Annotated in this window: 17 protein-coding genes and 1 pseudogene; 7 read left to right on the top strand and 11 right to left on the bottom strand. The window is 72.4% G+C overall.

Annotated features, from left to right (window positions below; all coding sequences use genetic code 11):
- The coding region (locus ACI6PP_RS19990; protein WP_421113406.1) for a hypothetical protein at nt 1-582 on the bottom strand (582 nt) is incomplete at its 3' end.
- A gap of 31 nt (nt 583-613) precedes the next feature.
- The gene (locus ACI6PP_RS19985) at nt 614-1,963 is read right to left on the bottom strand and encodes a cryptochrome/photolyase family protein (RefSeq protein WP_421113405.1); all 1,350 of its coding nucleotides are present in this window, start codon (nt 1,961-1,963) and stop codon (nt 614-616) included.
- 56 nt (nt 1,964-2,019) lie between these two features.
- Here ACI6PP_RS19985 and ACI6PP_RS19980 point away from each other — a divergent pair, with 56 nt between their 5' ends.
- Complete coding sequence (locus tag ACI6PP_RS19980) at nt 2,020-2,712, top strand: iron-dependent transcriptional repressor DtxR (RefSeq protein WP_421113404.1); 693 nt, start codon at nt 2,020-2,022, stop codon at nt 2,710-2,712.
- 148 nt (nt 2,713-2,860) lie between these two features.
- Here the strand turns inward: ACI6PP_RS19980 and ACI6PP_RS19975 are convergent, their stop codons facing one another.
- Together ACI6PP_RS19975 and ACI6PP_RS19970 are read right to left on the bottom strand one after the other, a co-directional pair.
- On the bottom strand, nt 2,861-3,667 hold the full coding sequence (locus tag ACI6PP_RS19975; RefSeq protein WP_421113403.1) for a DUF1295 domain-containing protein: 807 nt from the start codon (nt 3,665-3,667) through the stop codon (nt 2,861-2,863).
- A 9-nt stretch (nt 3,668-3,676) separates the two neighbouring features.
- Complete coding sequence (locus tag ACI6PP_RS19970; RefSeq protein WP_421113402.1) at nt 3,677-4,996, bottom strand: class I SAM-dependent methyltransferase; 1,320 nt, start codon at nt 4,994-4,996, stop codon at nt 3,677-3,679.
- 57 nt (nt 4,997-5,053) lie between these two features.
- On the opposite strand from ACI6PP_RS19970, the gene ACI6PP_RS19965 reads away from it, so the two are divergent.
- From ACI6PP_RS19965 to ACI6PP_RS19950, 4 genes are all read left to right on the top strand, one after another.
- Entirely contained in the window at nt 5,054-7,387 is a 2,334-nt protein-coding gene (locus ACI6PP_RS19965; protein WP_421113400.1) for a putative bifunctional diguanylate cyclase/phosphodiesterase, read from the top strand.
- Nucleotides 7,388-7,463: 76 nt separating this feature from the next.
- Nucleotides 7,464-7,898, top strand: coding sequence for an OsmC family peroxiredoxin (locus ACI6PP_RS19960; protein WP_421113399.1), 435 nt, complete (start codon nt 7,464-7,466; stop codon nt 7,896-7,898).
- A gap of 120 nt (nt 7,899-8,018) precedes the next feature.
- The gene (locus ACI6PP_RS19955) at nt 8,019-8,513 is read left to right on the top strand and encodes a PGPGW domain-containing protein (RefSeq protein ID WP_421113398.1); all 495 of its coding nucleotides are present in this window, start codon (nt 8,019-8,021) and stop codon (nt 8,511-8,513) included.
- 9 nt (nt 8,514-8,522) lie between these two features.
- Nucleotides 8,523-9,392 (top strand): oxidoreductase, encoded by an 870-nt coding sequence (locus ACI6PP_RS19950; RefSeq protein ID WP_421113397.1) that lies wholly within the window; start codon nt 8,523-8,525, stop codon nt 9,390-9,392.
- A gap of 1 nt (nt 9,393) precedes the next feature.
- Here ACI6PP_RS19950 and ACI6PP_RS19945 read toward each other — a convergent pair whose 3' ends face one another.
- The 5 genes from ACI6PP_RS19945 to ACI6PP_RS19925 form a co-directional block, all read right to left on the bottom strand.
- Complete coding sequence (locus ACI6PP_RS19945; protein ID WP_421113396.1) at nt 9,394-9,834, bottom strand: nitroreductase family deazaflavin-dependent oxidoreductase; 441 nt, start codon at nt 9,832-9,834, stop codon at nt 9,394-9,396.
- An 8-nt stretch (nt 9,835-9,842) separates the two neighbouring features.
- Entirely contained in the window at nt 9,843-10,205 is a 363-nt protein-coding gene (locus tag ACI6PP_RS19940) for a TraR/DksA family transcriptional regulator (RefSeq protein ID WP_421113395.1), read from the bottom strand.
- Nucleotides 10,202-11,389, bottom strand: a complete 1,188-nt coding sequence (locus ACI6PP_RS19935; protein WP_421113394.1) for a glycoside hydrolase family 3 N-terminal domain-containing protein — start codon at nt 11,387-11,389, stop codon at nt 10,202-10,204. Before ACI6PP_RS19935 ends, ACI6PP_RS19940 begins: the two co-directional genes overlap by 4 nt.
- A 96-nt stretch (nt 11,390-11,485) precedes the next feature.
- Nucleotides 11,486-13,639 carry a M14 family metallopeptidase gene (locus ACI6PP_RS19930; protein WP_421113393.1) on the bottom strand — a complete coding sequence of 718 codons (2,154 nt, stop codon included), beginning with the start codon at nt 13,637-13,639 and terminating at the stop codon, nt 11,486-11,488.
- A gap of 91 nt (nt 13,640-13,730) precedes the next feature.
- On the bottom strand, nt 13,731-14,315 hold the full coding sequence (locus tag ACI6PP_RS19925) for an HhH-GPD-type base excision DNA repair protein (RefSeq protein WP_421113392.1): 585 nt from the start codon (nt 14,313-14,315) through the stop codon (nt 13,731-13,733).
- A gap of 118 nt (nt 14,316-14,433) precedes the next feature.
- Here ACI6PP_RS19925 and ACI6PP_RS19920 point away from each other — a divergent pair, with 118 nt between their 5' ends.
- Nucleotides 14,434-15,492, top strand: coding sequence for an NAD(P)-dependent alcohol dehydrogenase (locus ACI6PP_RS19920; protein ID WP_421113391.1), 1,059 nt, complete (start codon nt 14,434-14,436; stop codon nt 15,490-15,492).
- Between the two features lie 67 nt (nt 15,493-15,559).
- Here ACI6PP_RS19920 and ACI6PP_RS19915 read toward each other — a convergent pair whose 3' ends face one another.
- On the bottom strand, nt 15,560-16,333 hold the full coding sequence (locus ACI6PP_RS19915; RefSeq protein ID WP_421113390.1) for a VOC family protein: 774 nt from the start codon (nt 16,331-16,333) through the stop codon (nt 15,560-15,562).
- A 115-nt stretch (nt 16,334-16,448) separates the two neighbouring features.
- Nucleotides 16,449-17,144: a hypothetical protein gene (locus ACI6PP_RS19910; protein ID WP_421113389.1), complete on the bottom strand. Its 696-nt coding sequence runs from the start codon at nt 17,142-17,144 to the stop codon at nt 16,449-16,451.
- A 286-nt stretch (nt 17,145-17,430) separates the two neighbouring features.
- Between ACI6PP_RS19910 and ACI6PP_RS19905 the strand changes: the two are divergent.
- A pseudogene (locus ACI6PP_RS19905) lies at nt 17,431-17,730 on the top strand (NYN domain-containing protein); the annotation flags it as partial.

Raw genomic sequence — 17,730 nt, 5'->3', positions numbered from 1 at the left:
GGCCCGTGGCGCCTCGTCGAGGCGGGCGGTCATCCGTCCGAGCACCATCGGGCTCGCCTTGATGCCGGCGGCCCAGCCGCCGGGGCAGTCCAGCGCCGCCCAGAAGGACTCGGGGGTCAGCGTGCCGTCGTCGTCGCAGAACGCGGCGTGGGGCGTCCAGGTGGCCGCCATCCGGCCGTCGCCGACCGGGCCGGAGAACAGGCGCAGCCCGTCGCCGTCGTGCCGGTCCGAGCCGCACGTGAAGCACCGCGGGAACGGGTGGTCGTGGTAGCCCTCGAAGTCGGCGCGGGCCTGCTCGGCGACGGCGTGCGTGACCGCGGCGGGCGCGTCGTCGTCGAACGCCCCGGGTGCGGCCTCGCCGACGACGGCCCCCTCGTGCAGCAGCGTCACGGCGTCGCGTCCGTCCTGCCAGGTGAGCGCGGTCTCCAGGGGCGGCGGCTGCCGCAGGGTGACGGTGACGGTGTCGGCACCCGTCCGCGACGTGAGCCGCGCGGCGACGTGGCCCGACACCCACCCGCCGTTGCCCGAGCGGTTCGGACCGTTGAAGCGGGCGGGCACCATCGTCAGCTCGGGCTGGATCATCGGGCGATCGTCGCACCTGCGACGGCGTGCGTCACTTGATGGCCTGGTAACGCTCCAGCGACTCGACGCGCTCCTCCTTGTGGTCGACCAGCGGGGGCGGGTACCCGTTCGGCGGGCCGTCGTCGAGCGTCCACGGCTCGTGGATCTTCTTGGCGTCGACGTCGGCCAGCTCGGGCACGTAGCGGCGGACGTACGCGCCGTCGGGGTCGAACTTCTTGCCCTGGGTGGTCGGGTTGAAGATCCGGAAGTACGGGGCGGCGTCGGTGCCGCAGCCGGCCATCCACTGCCAGCCGTGCTGGTTGGACGCGAGGTCGCCGTCGACGAGCCAGTGCAGGAAGTGGCGCGCACCGAGCTGCCACTCCAGGTGCAGGTCCTTGACCAGGAAGCTGGCGACGATCATCCGCACCCGGTTGTGCATCCAGCCCTCGGCCCGCAGCTGGCGCAGACCGGCGTCGACGACCGGGAAGCCGGTGCGTCCCTGCTTCCACGCCTCGAGGTCGTCCCCGGGCTTGTCGTACGTCATGCCGGCGAACTGGGGGTTGTAGTACTCGCGGGCCGTGTGGGGGTTGTGGTGCAGGACGTCGGCGTAGAACTCGCGGAAGCAGATCTCGCGCTGGTACGCGTCGGCGCCCTCGGAGTGGTGCTCGGCGATGTCGGCGAGCATCGTGCGGGGGTGGATCTCGCCCCACTTCAGGTGCACCGACATGCGCGACGTGCGGTCGGCGCCGGGGTCGTTGCGCGTGTCGTCGTACTCGGCCAGGCCCGGGTCGATCCAGTCGCGCCACTGCTTGCGGGCGGCGGCCTCGCCCGCGGTGCGCAGCTCGAGGCCGTCGGGCAGCGTCACGTCCGGGATCTGGTGGGTGCGCCCCTCCGGTCGCAGCCACGGCACGTCGCGGACGTCGGCGGCCGGTGCGCGCCAGCCGTGCTCCTTCCAGGCCCGGTTGAACGGCGTGTAGACCTTGAACGGCGTGCCGTCGCCCTTGAGCACGCGTCCGGGCGCCACCGCGTAGGGCGAGCCGGTGCGCACGAGCTCGACGTCGTGCTCGGCCAGCGCCTTCTCGACGGCCTGGTCGCGCTCGGAGCCGTACGGGGCGTAGTCGGCGGCGACGTGGACCGTCGACGCGCCCGCCTGGCGCGCGACGCGCACCACCTCCTGCACCGGGTCGCCGTGCACCACGTGCATGCCGCCGACGCGCTCGGACAGGTCGGACAGGCTCGCCGCCAGGTACGCCCGACGCGACGGGCCCGCGGGCTCCCACAGCCGGTCGTCGAGGACGAACAGGGGCACCACCCCTTCGTCGCCCGCGTCCTTCGCGGCGCCGAGCGCCGGGTTGTCGGAGAGGCGCAGGTCGCGCCGGAACCACATCACCGAGGTCGCCATCGCACCATCGTGGCCTCAGTTGGTCTCCGGTGCCCGCCGTGGGGGAGAATGGTGTCGTGAGCGACCTGATCGACACCACCGAGATGTACCTCCGCACGATCTTCGAGCTGGAGGAGGAGGGGATCGTCCCCCTCCGGGCCCGGATCGCCGAGCGTCTGCACCAGAGCGGACCCACCGTCAGCCAGACCGTCGCCCGCATGGAGCGCGACGGCCTGCTGAGCGTCGAGGGCGACCGTCACCTCGAGCTGTCCGACCGCGGACGCTCGCTCGCGACCCGCGTCATGCGCAAGCACCGCCTCGCCGAGCGCCTGCTCACCGATGTGATCGGGCTCGACATCGAGTTCGTGCACGAGGAGGCCTGCCGCTGGGAGCACGTCATCTCCGAGCAGGTCGAGCTGCGCCTGGTCGAGCTGCTCTCGCACCCCACCGAGTCGCCCTACGGCACCCCGATCCCCGGCCTGGACGAGCTGGGCGAGGCCGCCGAGCCCGAGGGCTTCCTGGCCGGCGTCACCCACCTCACCCAGGCCATCGAGGGACGCGGCGAGCCCGTCCGCCTGATGGTCCGCCGCATCGGCGAGGAGCTGCAGAAGGACACCTCGGCGATGTCGGTGCTCCGCCGCGTCGGCGTCCTGCCCGGCAACGACGTCCTCGCCTCGGGCAACCTCGACACCATCGCCGTCGCCCGCGGTGGCGAGACCGCCGAGATCGACCACGACCTGGCCGCGCACATCTTCGTGACCACCCCGTAGCGCCGCTCGCCTCGACGCCAGCCGCTCGGCCCAGCCCCTCCCTCTCCCGCCGAGTGGCGCAAAACCAGGCCCGAGTGGCGCAGATCCGGGCCGGATCGCGCGTGTCGACCCCGAACTTGCGCCACTCGGCGGTGGGGCGTGCCGAGGGTCAGCCGCGGGGCGGGAGGGGGAGGAAGCCCGAGGTGCGGCGGACGTAGTCGGCGTAGCCGGGCTTGGAGCGTGACATCGACGCCTCGGTGAGGGGCTTGCCGGTCTTGCCCGCCAGGAAGTACGTCATGGCGAGCGGGCCGACCACGGTGACCAGGCCGGCCCAGGACGAGGCCGCGACGAGCCAGATGCCCCACCAGACGCAGGCGTCGCCGAAGTAGTTCGGGTGCCGGGTGTAGCGCCACAGGCCGCGGTCCATGACCTGGCCCTGGTTCTGCGGGTCGGCCTTGAACGCGGCCAGCTGGGCGTCGCCGACGGACTCGAAGACGAACCCGACGAGCCACACGAGCGCGCCGAGGACGGCGAGCCACACGGGCAGGTGGTCGTTGTTGACGCCGACCATCAGCGGGGTCGCGACGAGGAACATCACCAGCGCCTGCGGGCCGAACACCTTGGCCGCCGCGATGCGCACGAGGTCGCCCTCGCCGCCCGAGCGCTCGACGAGGTCGACGTAGCGCGGGTCCTCGGGCTTGCCGGAGTTGCGGCGGTGCAGGTGCCAGGCGAGGCGCAGGCCCCACACCCCGGGCAGCACGAGCAGCAGCCAGCGCGCGAGGGGGTCGCCGTCCACGCCGGGCACCGCGACGGCCGCGACGACCGCGACCACCACGAAGCCGAGGCCCCACAGGGTGTCGACGACGCTGAGGTGGCGGCGGCGCACCGCCCACAGCATCGTGACGCCCATCAGGACGACGATCGCGACCAGCCCCGCGGCCAGGGTGACGCCGGACTGCCCGAGGTCGTTGCCCACGTCGGCGTCCTACTGCTCGTCGAGCCAGGCCAGCGGGCTCGACGGCATCTCGCTGCGCCCGGCCGTGGTGGGCTTGACGGCCAGGATCTGGTCGACGCCCATGCGGTTCTCCTCGAACGCCAGCGACCCACCGGCCAGGTAGAGGCGCCACACGCGGGCGGTCTCCTCGCCGACCATGCGGCAGGCCTCCTCCCAGTGGTCCTCGAGCGCCTGCGCCCAGGCCTCGACGGTCAGCGGGTAGTGCTCGCGCATCGCCTGGACGTCGCGGATCTCCAGGCCCGGGGCCGCGATCAGGCCGATGGTCTTGGCGATCGGCTTCATGTGCATGTCGGGCGCGATGTAGGTCTCGATGAACGGCCCGCCGCCGGGGGCGTCGTGGCCGCGCGACATCTGCTGAATCAGCACGCGGCCGCCCGGGCGCAGGTAGCGCTCGATCGAGGAGCAGAAGTCGACGTACTCGGCGTCGCCGACGTGCTCGCCCATCTCGAGCGACGCGACGGCGTCGACGCCGCTCGCCTCGAGGTCGCGGAAGTGCTTGAGGCTGACGTCGACCTTGTCGGACAGGCCGCGCTCGGCCGCACGCGCGATGACGAAGTCGCGCTGCTCGGCCGAGAGCGTCACGCCGGTGACGTGGACGCCGTAGTGCTCGGCGGCGTGAAGCGACAGCGAGCCCCAGCCGCAGCCGATGTCGAGCATCCGTCCGCCCGGCTTGAGGTCGAGCTTGCGGCAGACCAGGTCGAGCTTGTCCTGCTGGGCCTCGACCAGCCCGTAGTCGGCGGCGGGCTGACGTGTCCAGAATGCGCTCGAATACGCCATTGCCGGGTCTAGGATCAGCGCGTAGAAGTCGTTCGAGAGGTCGTAGTGGTGGGAGATGGCCGCGCGGTCCCGCTCACGGGTGTGCTTGACGCCCGAGAGCCTGGACTCCGACGTGGGGCGTGCGGGCTTCGGTCCGAGTGCCCCCATGCGTAGCGCCACGCGCGCTCCGCGTGCGATCCGTCGCGGGCCGAGCCGGACGCGTCCCGCCTCGGGATCGCGCTCGCGCGCCTCGCGCACCGTCCTCCACATCAGCCGCAGCGCGTCGGCGAGGTCTCCCTCGACGTCGAGGTCGCCGCGCACGTACGCGCGCGCCACCCCCAGCTCGCCGGGCTGCCAGACGACGTGCCGCAGCGCGCGCCTGGACCGGACGAGCACGACGGGGACGCCGGGGCCCGCGGGGGCACCGGCCTCGCTGCCGTCCCACACGCGCACGCGTACCGGGAGCCTGATGCCGAGCACCTCCTCGACGAGCTCGACGACGTCACTGGCCTTGGTCCGCCTGCTGCTTCTCACGGCGCACAGTCAACCCGGTCGCGCCCGCGGCCGCGCGGCGACCCCGGGTGGTGCCACGTGACGCGCCGCTCCTGGAGCCGCGTGCTGGAGGGCGTCCTGGTCGTCATCGCGCTGGTCACGGTGGTCTTCGTGGGCGTCGGCGTCGTCGAGGACGGCGTCGCCGGCCTGTCGCCGTGGTGGCTGGTGGCGATCGTGCTGATCGTCGCGATGAGCGCCACGCCGCTCTACCTCGACCGCTACGACTCCTGGCTCGTCATCGGCCTGGAGGCGGTCGTCCTCGTCTTCGCCTCGCTGGCGCTGCAGCCGCACCTCGCGCTGCTGGTGTGGTGCGTCGGCGTGCTCGCGTCGCAGCTCGTGCCGTGGCGCTCGCGCTACAAGATCTTCAACGCCTCGGTCACCATCACCGCCGGCGCGGTGGCCGTGCTCGTCGTCGACGCGCTGCGCGGGCCCGACCCCGACGACCTCCTGCGCACGGTCGCGGCCGTGGTGGTCGCGTTCGCGGCCTACTACGCGGTCGACGTCGTCACCTCGGTCGTCTCGATCGACCTGGAGAGCGAGGCCTCGGCGAGCTCGCCCGACCGTGGACGGGTGCGCGAGTCCATCACGCTCTTCATGGTCTTCATGGGCGTCAACTCCGTCGGTGTCCTCGCCTACGTCGTCGAGCGCTCGACCTCCCCGGGGTACCTGGCCCTGTTCGCGGCCCCGCTCGTCATCATCGTGCTCGCCGTGCGCTCCCTCACCCGCGAGCGCGAGACCGCCCGCCGCCTGAGCGTGCTGTTCGACATCGCCCGGGCCGTGCACACCGCCCGCACCCAGGAGCAGGTGGTCGCCGAGATCGCCCGGGGCGTGGCCACGTTCGGCAAGAACGGCATCGCCGGGCTGCGGGCCGAGCCGCCGGGCGTGCGCGAGGTGGGCCGCCCGCTGATCTGCGACGAGCGCGTCATGTGGCTGGTGCTCGACGAGAACCGCGGCCCCAAGGCCAGCACGCTCACCAACACCGAGGCGCTCAGCAACATCGTCCAGCAGGGCGAGGAGGCGCTGAGCCGCGTGCGCATGACCCGCGAGCTGACCTTCAACGCCCAGCACGACGCGCTCACCTCCCTCACCAACCGCTCGGTCTTCCTGCGCGAGGTCGAGCACGCGCTGGTGCGCGTCGGACGTCGTCCCGGGCGCTGCGCCGTGCTCTTCTGCGACCTCGACGGCTTCAAGAAGATCAACGACCAGTTCGGCCACGAGGCCGGCGACGCCGTGCTGGTCGAGGTGGCGCGGCGCCTGCGCACGACGCTGCCGCCTGACATGGTGCTGGCCCGCCTCGGCGGCGACGAGTTCGCCGCCCTGGTCGACGGGTCCAGCGACATCGGTGCCGAGCGGATCGCCCAGACGCTGCGCTCGGCGGTGGGCCGTCCGATCGACTTCGACGGCACCGACGTCGTGATCAGCGTGAGCGTCGGCGTCGCGTACTCCAACGGCACACACACCGCCGACCAGCTGGTGCGCAACGCCGACATCGCCATGTACGACGCCAAGCGCAGCGGCCGCGACCGCCTGGTGGAGTACCACCCGCTGATGGGCACCGCCCGCGTCCGCGCGCTCGAGATGGTCGACCACCTGCGTCGGGCCATCGACACGCGCGAGCTGTCCGTCGTCTACCAGCCCGTGATCAGCGCCGGCGACGGCCGGCTCGTCGGCGTCGAGGCCCTCACCCGCTGGAAGCTCGAGGGCGAGACCATCCCGCCCGACGTGTTCATCCCGATCGCCGAGGAGGCCAACCTCATCCAGCCGCTCGGCGAGCTGGTGCTCGACACGGTGGCCGCCGACCTGCCGGTGCTCGACCGCTCGCTCGCACCGGCCGTCTCGATCGCGGTCAACATCTCGGCCCTGCAGCTGAGCACCGACTCGTTCGTCGAGGCCGTGTTCGCCATGCAGCACCGCCTCGACACGCACCCGCTGATCCTGGAGATCACCGAGACCGAGGCGATGAGCGACGAGGTGATCGCCTCGGCGGTGATGGAGGAGATGATCGACCACGGCGTCGCGTTCCACGTCGACGACTTCGGGGTCGGCTTCTCCTCCCTGGGCTACCTGATGAAGCTGCCCGTCCAGGGCTTCAAGCTCGACCGGCTCTTCTCCGGGTCGATCGACCGCGACGAGCGCAACGCCGAGCTGCTGGCGTCCGTGATCGCGATGGGCGAGGCGCTGGGCCTGCAGATGGTGGTCGAGGGGATCGAGCGGGCCACGCAGATCGACGTGATCCGGCAACGGGTCGACCCGGCGTCGTTCCGGCGGCTCAGCTGGCAGGGCTACCTGCTGGGCAAGCCGATGGAGGCGCTCGACCTCGGCGCCTGGGCGTCGCGCCGCGAGGACGGACGCGCGTCGGTCGTCGGTGGCTGAGCTCCGGCGGGCGTCCGCGGCGAAGCGGTCCTAGGGTCGGGACCGACCCCCGATCCCGACCTCCTGGAGGAACCCCATGCCCGCACGCCACGCCTCGACCACCTGGACCGGCGACATCGAGTCCGGCTCCGGACACGTCACCCTCGACGACTCCAAGGCGGGCGAGTTCACCATCTCGTACCCGTCGCGCGCCAACGACGCGGCCTCGGAGCAGACCAACCCCGAGGAGCTCATCGCGGCCGCCCACTCCGGCTGCTTCGCGATGAACCTCGCGGGCCACCTCAAGCAGGCCGACCTCACCGCCGACCAGCTCGCCGTGACGTCCAAGGTCACCCTGAAGCAGGTCGACGGCGGGCTCGCGATCACCGACATCGCGCTCACCCTGCAGGCGTCGATCCCCGGTGTCGACGACGCCAGGTTCCAGGAGATCGCCGCTGAGGCCGAGCGCACCTGCCCGGTCAGCAAGGTCCTCGCGGCCGCCACCATCACGCTGTCGGCCACGCTCGTCTGAGACGGTCCGGCCCGCTCGGTGCGGGGCACGTCACCTCGGTGGCGTGTCCCGTCTCGTGCGTTCTGGGGCTTTCGCGACTGGGGCCGCCTGGCATGCTGGTGGCATGCACGAGGGGGAGCGGTGAGGGGCGTCGCCGGATGGGGGCGGCGGATCGGCCTGCAGGCCGTCGGCTGGCTGCTGCTGGTGGTCGGCGTGGCCGCGCTGGTGCTGCCCGGACCCGGACTGCTCATGATGTTCGCCGGCATGGCGATCCTGGCGCAGGAGAACGAGTGGGCCGAGCGCAAGCTCGAGCCCGTCAAGCGGCGGGCGTTCGAGGCCGCGGCCGAGGGCGTCAAGACCTGGCCCCGGATCGTCGCCAGCTCGATCAGCGCGACGGCCGTGATGGCCGTCGGTGCGCTGTGGATCGTGCAGCCGCCGGCACCCGGCTGGTGGCCGCTGCGCGAGTCCTGGTGGCTCGTCGGCGGCTGGGGCGCCGGCGTGTCGATGATCGTGTCGGGCATCGTGGCGTTCGTGCTGATCGTCTACAGCTACAAGCGCTTCCGGGGCGTTGCGGTCGACGACCTCGTCGACGAGCGCGCCGTCGCCCGGGAGGCGGCCTCACCGGACCGTCCGTAGCGTGGAGGCATGACCTTCAAGGACGTCGTCCCCGACCAGACCGGCCGCACCGTCGTCGTCACGGGCGCCAGCTCGGGCATCGGGACGGTGACCGCCCGTGAGCTGGCCCGCGCCGGCGCGCGCGTGGTGCTCGCCGTCCGCGACCTCGCTAAGGGCGAGCGCGTCGCCCGGACGATGCCCGGCACCGTCGAGACCCGTCGCCTCGACCTGACCGACCTGGAGTCGGTGCAGATGTTCGCCGACGCCCTCGACGGCCCGATCGACGTGCTCGTCAACAACGCCGGCGTGATGGCGGTGCCCAAGAGCCGCACCACCGACGGCTTCGAGACCCAGATCGGCACCAACCACCTGGGCCACCTCGCGCTCACCAACCGGCTGCTGCCCCAGATCACCGACCGCGTCGTCACGGTGTCGTCCGGCGCCCACCGTCTCGGGACGATCGACCTCGACGACCTCAGCTGGGAGCGCAAGGAGTACTCGCCCTGGAAGGCCTATGGCCAGTCCAAGCTCGCCAACCTGCTGTTCACGCTCGAGCTGGAGAACCGCCTGCGGGCGTCCGGGTCGGCGGTGCGGGCGTTCGCGGCGCACCCCGGGTACGCCGCGACGAACCTGCAGTCGCAGACCGGCAACCGGCTGCAGCACCTCGCCATGGGCATCGCCAACAAGGTGGTGGCCGTGAGCGACGAGGACGGCGCCCGCCCCACGGTGTTCGCGGCGGTGAAGGACCTGCCCGGCGCGAGCTACGTCGGACCCGACGGCCTCACGCAGAGCGGTGCGCCCACCCTGGTCGGTCGCTCGCCCGCCGCCAGCGACCCCGACGTCGCCCGCGACCTGTGGGCGCTGTCGGAGAAGCTGACGGGGACCTCCTGGCCGCTGTGAGTCAGGGCCGCTGCGGCTCGACGACGAACACCGGGATCAGCCGGTCGGTCTTGGTGGCGTAGTCGGCGTAGTCGGGCCAGGCCTCGACCGCGCGCTCCCACCACGTGGCGCGCTCGTCGCCGGTGACCTCGCGGGCGGTCATGTCCTGGCGCACCGGGCCGTCCTGCAGCTCGACGTGCGGGTCGGCGACGACGTTGTGGTACCAGACGGGGTGCGTGTCGGCGCCGCCCTTGGACGCCACCACGGCGTAGGCGCCGTCGTGCTCGACCCGCATCAGCGGCGTCTTGCGGATCTTGCCCGACCTGGCGCCCACGGTGGTGAGGATGATGACGGGCCTGTCCCGCATCGTCGTGCCCTCGGTGCCGCCGGACGACTCGTACTGCTCGACCTGGTTGCGGACCCACTCGCTCGGGCTGGGCTCGTACTCTCCGATCAATGGCATGCCCGTAGTCAACGCGGGGGACGGCGCCCTGACAAGGCCTCGCACCGCACGCACCGGGTGGCGCCCGGGCGGGCCTCGAGCCGCTCGTCGCCGATCGGCTCGCCGCACGTCTCGCACCGCCCGTAGGTGCCGTCGTCGACGCGGGAGCGGGCCTGCTCGAGCCGCGCGAGCTCGGCCCGCGTGGCCGCGGTGAGGGCGTCGACCTGCGCCCGCTCGAAGGCGATGGTGGCGCCCTCGGGGTCGTGCTCGTCGTCGGCGTTGGAGTCGCGGGAGGCGGCGACGACGGCGTCGTGCTCGCGCCGCAGGTCGGCGAGCCGCCGGCGCGCGGCGTCGAGCCGGGCCTCGAGCCGCTCGACGGCGTCGTCGTTCACTGCTGCTGCTTGAGCGTGAGCACCCGCAGCGCCGCGGCGTCGACCTTGGCGCGGAACCGCGCGTCGGAGCGGGCCCTGCGCAGCAGCGCCCGGTGCATGGGGCCGGCGTCGGCCGGGTCGATCGCCAGCACGAGGTCGCCGCCGGCGCCGACGAACCGGGTGGCCCGCTCGCCGACGGCCAGGTGGCCGACGGCGCGGGCGTTGGACAGGTCGTCGGACATCACGACGCCGCCGAAGCCGAGGTCGCCGCGCAGCACCGAGCCGATGACGGTGGGCGAGAACGCCGCCGCGTGGTCGGGGTCGATCCGGGTGTAGACCGCCGACGACATCATCACGACGGGCACGCCGGCGTCGACGGCGGTGCGGAAAGGTCGCAGGTAGGGGTCGTGCCTGCGGGTGCGGCGGTCGACGACCCGGCGCGTGGTGTCGGTGTTCGCGGTGACCCGGCCGAGGCCCGGGAAGTGCTTGGCCACCGGGACGACGCCGACCTGGCGCATGCCCTGCGCGAAGGCCGTGCCACGGGTGGCGACGCGCGTGGTGGACGTGCCGTAGTGCCGCTTCTTGGCGCCGATGGGCAGGTTGGTGCGAGCGGTGCCGCGGGGCACCGTGTCGAGCACCGGTCCGAGGTTCATCGTGACGCCGGCCCTGCGCAGCTGCCGACCCCAGTGCCGGGCGTCGGCGCGCAGGGCGGTGGACGAGCGGCGTCCCTGCCGCAGCGCCGACGGCATCGTGGAGAACCCGCGGCCCGTGAGCACCTGGACCGCGCCACCCTCCTGGTCGGTGGCCACGAGCAGCGGCACGCCGTCGGTGGCCGCACGGGTGGCCCGGGACTGCATCCGGGCGGACACCCGTGCCGTGGCGGCCACGCCGCGCCGGCTGCGGCCGGTGAGCATCACGTTGCCGACGTGGTGGCGGGTGACGGCACGGAGCGCGCGGGGGTCGGTGCGCCGTGCCGCGGTGCCCGTCATGAGCAGCTGGCCGACCCGCTGCGACAGGCTCATCGACGCCAGGGTGCGGCGGGCGTCCGCGTCGACCGGGGCCGAGCGGGACGAGGTCGTGGCGACGCCGCGGGTGGGACGGTCCTGCGGCTCGTCGGGGGTGCCGGTGGCGGTGACGCACCCGGTGAGCACGAGCGCCATGACCGCGGCGACGGCCACGAGACGGGCCATGACGGGCGGGATCACCCGACGAGGGTACGACCCGCCGGCGACGTCCCGGTGCCGGACGCACCGGACCCCGCCGGTCGTGCGACCGACGGGGCCCGGTGGTGGGGGTGTGGCTCAGCGCTTGGCCTGCGCGCGGTTGCAGACACCTCCGAGGTTGCGGGTCTTGCCGCGGTCGACGACGACGTCGCGCGTCGTCACGACCTTGCCGTTGGAGTCCTTGACGCAGGTGAGCGTCCACGACTCCTTGATGCCCGAGTACGACGGCGGGTCGGGGGAGCGGAAGGCCACGGTGCCGGCCCAGTCCGTCGCCGCGGCGCCGCCGGCGTAGTTGGTCACGCGCACGGTGTACTCGCCGGGCTTGGGGTCGACGAGCGTCGCCACCTCCGGGTTGTCGAGCGTGCCGGCGGACGCGACGGGGGCGCCGTCGGGGCCGATGATCTCGACGTCCCAGTCCACGGCCTCGTCACCGGAGCGACCCGGCCAGCCGACCGAGACGGTGGCGGTGCCGTTGTCGACCTCGGGCTGTCCCTTGATCGTGAACGTCGACTCCTCGGTGGCGCCGACGGCGGGGATGCCGGCGGGGTTGGTGAGGGTGACGCCCTCCTGCGGCGGCGCGACCGGGTCGCGTCCGTAACGGCCCGCCACGATCGGGCGGGTGGACGGGTTGACCGCCCAGGTGAAGGTGCCGCCCTTCGAGGCGTAGCTGCTGGTCAGCGTGTCCTCGTAGGGGATCGACGGACCCTCGGAGCCGTCGGGGCGGATCACGTCGGAGGTCTGCGAGACGAAGTTCTTGCGGATCTTCAGCGTGTGGCCCTTGGGCGCCTGGCCGGTGAGGGTGGAGTGCAGCTTCTTGTCCAGGGTCGCCAGCGACATCTGGTAGTAGGCCTCGCGGTTGCCACCGGTGCCCGCGCCCGGGGAGGGCTGCAGGCCGAGGTACTCGGCGACGACGCCCTCCTCGTACTGCGGGTGGAACTCGGTGGCGCCGATCTCGAAGGTGAAGCCGAAGCCGCCGGTGTTCCAGTAGCTCCAGTCCTCGGTCGAGCCGGAGGTGTCGTACAGCTGGTACGAGGCCTGGTTGGTGTAGCCGTTGGCGTCGACGAGCTTCTGCCCGAGCGCCGCGTAGGCGGGCTCGTCGGGCGACTGGCCGGTGGAGGCCAGGCTCGGCGGGCGCAGCACGAGGTTGGAGTAGGTGTGGTTCGAGATCAGGCTGACCACCTGGCGCTGCGAGATGAGGCGACGGATGTTGTCGACCTCGGGCTCGCCGCCGGGCGCGTCACCGCGGTAGGTGTCGTTGGACCAGATCGGCGAGGCGCCGTTGCCGCCCCAGAAGCCGGGGTAGTTGCGGTTCAGGTCGGTGCCGCGCAGACGTCCGGCGAGGTTGTCGTCGCAGGTGCCGCCGAGCAGGGCCGCCGGGGTGTTCTTCGAGATCGCGCAGTTCTTGCGCTTCATCTCGTAGTCGAACGTGGTGAAGTTGCCGAGCGGCGTGGCCGAGCGGGAGATGTCGAACCCGTCGGGGTTGACCACCGGGACGATGATCGTGCGCGAGCCGGCCACGATGCGCTTGGCGCGGGCGTCGCCCGAGCGGCTCTCGTAGTTCTGCAGCAGGTCGTAGGCGTACTCCATGACGTGCTCGCCGGTGGGCCACTCGCGGGCGTGGTGCAGGCCCATCTGGAGGAAGACCGGCTTGCCGTCGGCGGTGTTCTTGGCGTTCGTGGTGATCTCGATGCCGCGGACCGCCCGGCCCTCGACCGACTTGTTCCTCAGCGTGATCGGCTTGACCAGGTCGGGGTAGGTGCGGGCGAGCTTGGTGAGCTCGGCGTTGTAGTCGGCGAGGGTGCGGTACGACGTGCGTCCGCTGGGCAGCGGCGAGCGCGCGGTCGTCCGCGCGTACTCCCGGTCGGCGGCGGTGTTCTTGCGCTCGGTGGCCGCGAGGTCGGCGTCCTTCACGGTGAAGTCGAAGCCCGCCTCACGCAGGACCTTGGCGTCGGCGGGGCCGTGGAGCACGGCCTGCAGGCCGTCGGGCGTGACCTTCGAGGTGGTGTCGATGCCGAGGGCGGCCACCTTCGACCGTTCCTTCTGGGAGGTGGCGTCGACGACGACGAGGCTCGACGTGCCGGACTTCAGCCGCGCGGCCTCGGGGTCGGTGGTGTCGTCCTCGGCCGAGGCGCCGGGCGCGACGAGCATGCCGCCGGTCAGCGCGGCGACGGTCAGGGTGAAGGCGGCGAGCGGGGATCGTGCCCGTCGCCTCAGGGGTGTGGGTGGTCGCACGGAGGGGCTCCCTTCGGGCCACCCGTCCGTCGGGCGGCAGCGGTACCCGCCTAGTTCCCCCGAGCGGCGGGTCGCAAACCTCCGCCGTGCCCTAGGACTGCTTGGCTGCCCTGGCGGCCGCCTTCTGCTCCTTCTTGAACGCCCGCACCTGACCGAGGGTGTCGGCGTCGACGACGTCGGCGATGGAGCGACGCGCGTCGTCGTCGCCGTACGCCCCGGCCGCCTCGCGCCAGCCGTCGGGGGTGACGCCGCGCTGCTTGCCGAGCAGGGCGAGGAAGATCCGGGCCTTCTGGTCGCCGAAGCCGGGCAGCGCCTTGAGGCGCTTGAGGACCTCGCGGCCGTCGGGGTCGCCATCGGTCCAGATCGCCTGGACGCGTCCGCCGTGGTGCTCGACGAGATAGGCGCAGAGCGCCTGGATGCGGGTCGCCATCGACCCGGGGTACCGGTGCACCGCGGGGGTGGTGGCGCAGATCGTCGCGAACTCCTCGGGGTCGTGGTCGGCGATCACGCCGGCGTCGAACGAGCCGAGGCGGTCGGCGAGCTTCTTCGGCCCGACGAACGCGGTCTCCATCGGCACCTGCTGGTCGAGCAGCATGCCGACCAGCAGCGCGAGGTCGTCGTCGGACAGCAGGGCGTCGGCGGCGTCGTCGCCGGTGAGGTGGAGTGCAGGAGGCATGGCCCGATCATCGCCCGACCCGCGTGAGTCTCGCCACCTGCGCTCGGCGTGCCTGGGCGGCCACCGGCCCCTACCGTCGAGGACGGACCAGACCACGACCGCAAGGAGCACCCCGTTCATGACGTTGACCGTCACCGCCCTCGCCACCCCCGCCGCGAACGAGAAGTTCGAGGTCACCACCATCGAGCGCCGAGACGTCGGTCCGAAGGACGTGCTGATCGACGTCGCGTACTGCGGCATCTGCCACTCCGACATCCACCAGGCGCGCGACGAGTGGGCCGAGGGCATCTTCCCGATGGTGCCCGGTCACGAGATCGCCGGCGTCGTGACGGCCGTCGGTGACGAGGTCACCCGGTTCCAGGTGGGCGACCACGCCGGGGTCGGCTGCTTCGTCGACTCGTGCCGCGAGTGCGAGAACTGCCTGGCCGGCGAGGAGCAGTACTGCCTCAAGGGCGAGGTGGCGACGTACAACGGCCGCTACTACGAGGGCGGCGACACCTACGGCGGCTACAGCAAGCAGACCGTGGTGGACGAGGACTACACGCTCAAGATCCCCGAGGGCATCGCGCTCGACGAGGCCGCGCCGCTGCTGTGCGCCGGCATCACGGTGTTCTCCCCGCTGCACCACTGGGGTGCCGGCCCGGGCAAGAAGGTCGCCATCGTCGGCATGGGCGGACTCGGCCACATGGGCGTCAAGATCGCTGCGGCGATGGGCGCCGAGGTCACCGTGCTCAGCCAGTCGCTCAAGAAGCAGGAGGACGGGCTGCGTCTGGGCGCCGACCACTACCACGCCACCGAGGACCGCCAGACGTTCAAGGACCTGCGCGGCACGTTCGACCTGATCGTCAACACGGTGGCGGCGACGCTGCCGGTGGACCGCTACCTGTCGCTGCTGCGCCTGAACGGCACCATGGTCAACGTGGGCATCCCCGCCGACGCCGACAGCTACCACGCCTTCTCCCTGGCCGGCATGCGTCGCAGCCTCGCCGGCTCCAAGATCGGTGGCATCCGCGAGACCCAGGAGATGCTCGACTTCTGCGCCGAGCACGGCATCGGCTCGGAGGTCGAGGTGCTGCCGCCCGAGCCCACGGCGGTCGACGAGGCCTACGAGCGCGTGGTCGCGAGCGACGTGCGCTACCGCTTCGTGATCGACATGCAGGCGCTCGCCGACGCCTGATCGACGACGACCTCGACGCCCCGTCGGACCGCGCGGTCCGGCGGGGCGTCGGCGCGTGCTGCGAGCCTCAGTGCTGGGCGATCGTCTGGCCGAGCGACAGCTCGGTGCCGAACGGGTCGGCGACGGTGGCGAGGCGGCCGTAGGGCATGTCGTGCGCCGGGGTGACGACGCTGCCGCCGGCGGCCAGCACCCGCTCGACGGACTCGTCGGCCGACTCCACCTGGAACAGCACGTCCCAGCCGGGGCGCCGGACGTCGGGGTCGCCGATGATGCCGCCCACCTCGTGGCCGTCGGGGCGGCGCAGGAAGGTGAAGTCGTCGTCGCCGAGGAACTCGTTGACGTCGAGGGTGAAGTCGAAGACCGCCGGGTAGAACTCGCGGGCCCTGGCCGCGTCGGGCACGACGAGGTCGTTGCGCAGCAGCGCCGCCGGCTCGTTGACGGCGCCGCACCCGACGTGCTCGCGGCCCTGCCACAGCGCGAAGGGCAACCCGTCGGGGTCGCGCAGCGCGGCCATCCGGCCGAGGTCGCCGAGGTCGTCGGGGCCGAAGTCGACCGAGGCGCCCGCGGCCACGGCGCGGGCGACGGTGGCGTCGCAGTCGGGCGTGGCGAGGTAGACGTTCCAGTAGGTGACGTCGCTGGGCTCGGCCTGCGGGGCGAGCGCGCCGACCCGTCTGCCGTCGTCCAGCAGGCAGGTCGTGTAGTGGCCGCGCTCGGCGGGCGCCGTCTCGTACCGCCACCCGAACAGGGCCTCGTAGAAGGCCTTGGCGGCGTCGAGGTCGGGCACCCCGAGGTCGATCCAGGTGGGGGTCCCGAGAGGCTGGTTGGTGGTCACCGTGCTCATGTCCGCTCCCTGCGTCCGTGTGTGTCGTGCGCCCGAACCTAGGGCGTGCCACCGACAGGACGCGAGCGTCCGGTGCCGCGGGGACCACGACCCGCGACACCGGAGACGGGGAGCGTCAGCTCGCGGGCGTCGTGTTGACGGTGATCTTCGCGATGCCGACCAGCAGGCCGGCCTTGACGGCGTCGGTCTTGAAGGTCTGGTTCAGCAGGTCCGCCGCGACCGGCGAGATCTCGACCTTGGTGCCCTCGAGGACGGCAGTGTCGCCCTGGGTCTCGAGGGGCTTGAGCGTGCGGCCGTCGAGCTGGAACAGGTACGCGCTCTGGGCTGCGACCTTGCCGTTGACCGACACGTCGCCGTAGACCCGCGAGACGCCCGGGTCGACGTTGAGGTTGGTCAGCTCGACCTTGGTGTCGCCGGCGGTGAGCGACAGGCCCGAGCCGACGTGCTGGATCTGGCCGATGACGTAGGGCGAGACGGTGCCGGGCTTGAAGACGGTCACGTTGCCGCCGGTGATCGGGAAGCTCAGGGCGCCGTCGGCGAGCGTCGCGTCGCCCACGGTGCCGGGCGTCAGCTTGAGCGCGGTCAGGGCGTCGGTGAAGCCGGTGTCCAGCGTGATCGCGGTGCTCTCGCCCGACAGCGCGTCGATCGAGGCGACGGGCTTGGGGGCCGACGCCGAGGCCGAGCTCGACGACGAGGCGCTCGCGCTGTCGCTGCTGTTGCTGCCGCACGCGGCGAGGGGGACGGCGAGGACGGCGGCGGCGGCGATGCCGGCCAGGAAGCGGGTGCGGGGCTTGGCGGTGGAGATGCTCATGATCAGGTCCTCGAGGTGAGTGGGTGACGTTCTGTCACGGGTTATTCGTCGGACCCTCGTCGCGGTGTTGGTTGCGGGCCGCAAAGAATTCGAAGAACTGCCTGAGGAGCGCTCAGGTGATTCTTCGCGCCCGCGACCAGTCCACAGGGGCCTCGGGGACGGTCACCGCACGAGGGGCTGGCGTAGGTTCTCGCCTGTGACCGAGGGGAGCGGGCGGGTGCGCCGCCGTGCGCGCCGTGACGCGGGGAGGCCCGCGCCGCCGTCGCCCGGCGTAGAGTCACCGCCCATGGAAGCCGAGGCGCCGGGGCGTCGCACCTACCTGCTGGTCGACGGCGAGAACATCGACGCCACGGTCGGCACCACGCTGCTGAACCGCAGGCCCACCGCCGAGGAGCGTCCGCGCTGGGACCGCGTCGAGCGCTACGCCGAGGAGCTGTGGGAGCAGCCGGTCACCGGGCTGTTCTTCCTCAACGCCTCCGCCGGCCACATGCCGACGGCGTTCGTGCAGGCCCTCGTCGCGATCGGCTACCGCCCCGTCCCGCTGGCCGGCCGTCCGGATCAGAAGGTCGTGGACATCGGCGTCCAG

The sequence above is a fragment of the Solicola agrisoli genome (assembly GCF_049059935.1).
Lineage (GTDB): Bacteria > Actinomycetota > Actinomycetes > Propionibacteriales > Nocardioidaceae > JAURVT01.
Note: the sequence above shows the minus strand (reverse complement) of the source record. Positions and strands in the feature narration are given on the sequence as shown.

Coding starts and splice junctions, on each gene's coding strand:
- ACI6PP_RS19985 (WP_421113405.1), bottom strand. CDS start 1,963: ATGGCGACCTCGGTGATGTGGTTCCGGCGCGACCTGCGCCTCTCCGAC.
- ACI6PP_RS19960 (WP_421113399.1), top strand. CDS start 7,464: ATGCCCGCACGCCACGCCTCGACCACCTGGACCGGCGACATCGAGTCC.
- ACI6PP_RS19950 (WP_421113397.1), top strand. CDS start 8,523: ATGACCTTCAAGGACGTCGTCCCCGACCAGACCGGCCGCACCGTCGTC.
- ACI6PP_RS19945 (WP_421113396.1), bottom strand. CDS start 9,834: ATGCCATTGATCGGAGAGTACGAGCCCAGCCCGAGCGAGTGGGTCCGC.
- ACI6PP_RS19925 (WP_421113392.1), bottom strand. CDS start 14,315: ATGCCTCCTGCACTCCACCTCACCGGCGACGACGCCGCCGACGCCCTG.
- ACI6PP_RS19920 (WP_421113391.1), top strand. CDS start 14,434: ATGACGTTGACCGTCACCGCCCTCGCCACCCCCGCCGCGAACGAGAAG.
- ACI6PP_RS19915 (WP_421113390.1), bottom strand. CDS start 16,333: ATGAGCACGGTGACCACCAACCAGCCTCTCGGGACCCCCACCTGGATC.
- ACI6PP_RS19910 (WP_421113389.1), bottom strand. CDS start 17,144: ATGAGCATCTCCACCGCCAAGCCCCGCACCCGCTTCCTGGCCGGCATC.